At 63.1% G+C, this 2,471-nt stretch carries 2 protein-coding genes; both read left to right on the plus strand.

The genetic code is table 11. The annotated features are described in order from the left end of the window. Window positions 1–161: 161 nt before the first annotated feature. Entirely contained in the window at window positions 162–1,616 is a 1,455-nt protein-coding gene (gene istA, locus ACTQ05_RS09360) for an IS21 family transposase (RefSeq protein ID WP_304202435.1), read from the plus strand. Beyond that, window positions 1,613–2,359 (plus strand): IS21-like element helper ATPase IstB, encoded by a 747-nt coding sequence (gene istB, locus ACTQ05_RS09365; RefSeq protein ID WP_304202432.1) that lies wholly within the window; start codon window positions 1,613–1,615, stop codon window positions 2,357–2,359. Before istA ends, istB begins: the two co-directional genes overlap by 4 nt. Window positions 2,360–2,471: the final 112 nt, after the last annotated feature.

The following is a 2,471-nucleotide window of genomic DNA, read 5'->3' on the forward strand; positions in this document are numbered from 1 at the left end:
TGTTTAGGGCAATCTGATTGTTGCTAGTGCGGCACCCATTCTTTTCATCTACGGAAACGAAAAATTTCAGAAAAGGCAAAGGCATGCCGACCAGCTAGGCCTACCGTTGCAATTGCAGCTACCAACTGACAATTGCACAGGAGGCAGGAAGGATGATCAGCATGCCAATGATCGAAAGTATACGAGAGATGTCGAGAAGGGGCCTCTCCAATGCGGAGATACAGCGCAGGACGGGGATATCCCAACCGACGATCCGCAAGTACATCGCGATGGACGATTTCTCGCCGCAGGCCCCGAGCCTGCAATCGCGCCCGTCGATCCTTGACCCTTACAAGCCCTTCGTCGACGAGATCCTGCTCGGCGACCAGCGCGTATGGCGCAAGCAGCGACACAGCGCAAAGCGCATATACGAGCGCTTGCTGGACGAGACCGCCTACGACGGCGGCTACGGAACCGTCAAGAACTACGTGAGGAGGCGCAAGGCCGAGATATCCGCGGCGTCCGACTGCTATATGGAGCTTGTCTGGGCGCCGGGGGAGGCGCAGGCCGACTTCGGCGACGTCGACGTGCTGGCCGGGGGAGAGCGCGTGAGGATGCACTTCCTGGTGCTCAGCTTCCCCTTCTCCAACATGGGCTTCTGCCAGCTCTTCGCGGGCGAGACCAGCGAGTGCGTGTGCCAGGGCCTCCGCGACATCTTCGAGCACATCGGCTGCGTTCCCACCCGCATCGTCTTCGACAACGCCACGGGCGCCGGCAGGCGCCGCGGGCAAAGCGTGACCGAGGCGGACCTCTTCCGCCGGATGAAGGCCCATTACGGGTTCGAGGCGACCTACGCCAACCCCCGCGCCGGCAACGAGAAGGGCAATGTGGAGCGAAAGGTCTACTGGTGTCGCCAGCATCTGTTCACGCCTGCGCCCAGCGTCGACGACATCGAGCTGTTCAACGCGGAGCTGCTCAGCCGCTGCTCGGGCTCGGGTTCGAACCGCCACTACGAGAAGGGGCTGACATGGTCGGAGCTGTTCGAGAGGGACAGGTCGGCGATGCCGCCCCTGCCCGCCAAGCCCTTCAGCTGCATGCGATTCGTCACCGGCGTGTCGGTGGACAAGCGCGGCGACGCCACCGTCGACGGCGGCCACCGCTACCATGTGGGCCACAGGCAGGCTTCCGGCACCGTCACCGCCGTGTACGGCGCCCACACCGTCGCGTTCGCGGACGCCGCGGGCGAGATCGTGGCGGAGCACGCGAGGAGGTTCGGGGCCGCGAAGAACGGGCCGGAGGCCGTGTCCCAGCTGGCGTTGCTGGTGAGGAAGCCCGGCGCATGGCGCAACTCGGCGGTCAGGGCCGCCATGCCCGCAGACGTGAGGGCCCATGTGGACGCGCTGGAGTCGGCTGCCAGAAAGGACCTGATCGTGTGCATGCGCAGGTGGTGCAGGGAGAGCTCGGTCGAGGACGTCGGCGCCGCTATCTCCGAGGTGCTGGCCTCAACGGGGAGAGCCAGGCCCTCCGACGTGGAGATGATGCTCGCGAGGATGGGCGGGTTCGGCCTTGGGACGGAGCCCGACGTCGGCCCGGATCTCACTGTCTACGACAGGATGCTCGGAGGTGACGCCGCATGAGCGCGCGAGGCGACCTGGAGAGCGCGGTGAGAAGAGGGTTCAGGGCCGTGATGCTATCCAACCACACTGCGGAGAAGTACGCGTCGGAGTCGACGGCCGCAGAGCTCAGGTTCTTGGCAGGCATGTTCGAGGAGGAGCTCTCCTGGAGAGAGGAGAGCAGGAGGGGGCGGCTGCTGAAACGGGCCAAGTTCCCGGTCCCCAAGACCTTCGAAGGGTACGACTGGTCGAGGGTAAAGGTGCCGGAGGAGATCGGACGCGGGGGCATCGAGAGCTGCAGGTTCATTGCAGACAAGCAGAACCTCGTCCTGTACGGCGGCGTGGGGAACGGCAAGACCCACATGGCCATAGCGTGCGGAACCGCAGCCTGCGCCATGGGGATGACGGTGATGTTCACGACGATCGCAGACCTCGTCGTGAGGATGACCAAGGCCGAAGCCGAGGGAACCTTGGAGAAGGTGTTCAAAGAGGTCGAGAGGGCCGATCTGGTGATACTGGACGAGCTTGGGTACCTTCCCATAAACCAAGATGGCGCCAAGCTCCTGTACCAGGTGGTGAACAAGTGCTACGAGAGGAGAAGCCTTATCGTGACCACGAATCTTGAGTTCAGCAGGTGGGGAAAGATCCTGACCGACGACCAGATGGCGGCTGCCATGATCGACCGAATCGTCCACTACGGCCACCTGGTCGTGTTCGAGGGGCCGACGAAGAGGATGGAGGCCTCGCCTATGGCCCGAAGGGGCTAAGAGGCAAAGCCAAAGAGAGAAAGAGGCACGCCTTTGCCAAACCTGAAACCTTTCCTTGCCACGTGTGAAAAGAACCGCTGCCTCAATTGAAAGCCCGAGCTTGACACAAACA

Source organism: Collinsella sp. LCP21S3_A9, from assembly GCF_052118785.1.
Lineage (GTDB): Bacteria > Actinomycetota > Coriobacteriia > Coriobacteriales > Coriobacteriaceae > Collinsella.

Bases quoted from the DNA above. Each gene is read 5' to 3' on its own strand.
- istB (WP_304202432.1), top strand. From the start codon at position 1,613: ATGAGCGCGCGAGGCGACCTGGAGAGCGCGGTGAGAAGAGGGTTCAGG.
- istA (WP_304202435.1), top strand. From the start codon at position 162: ATGCCAATGATCGAAAGTATACGAGAGATGTCGAGAAGGGGCCTCTCC.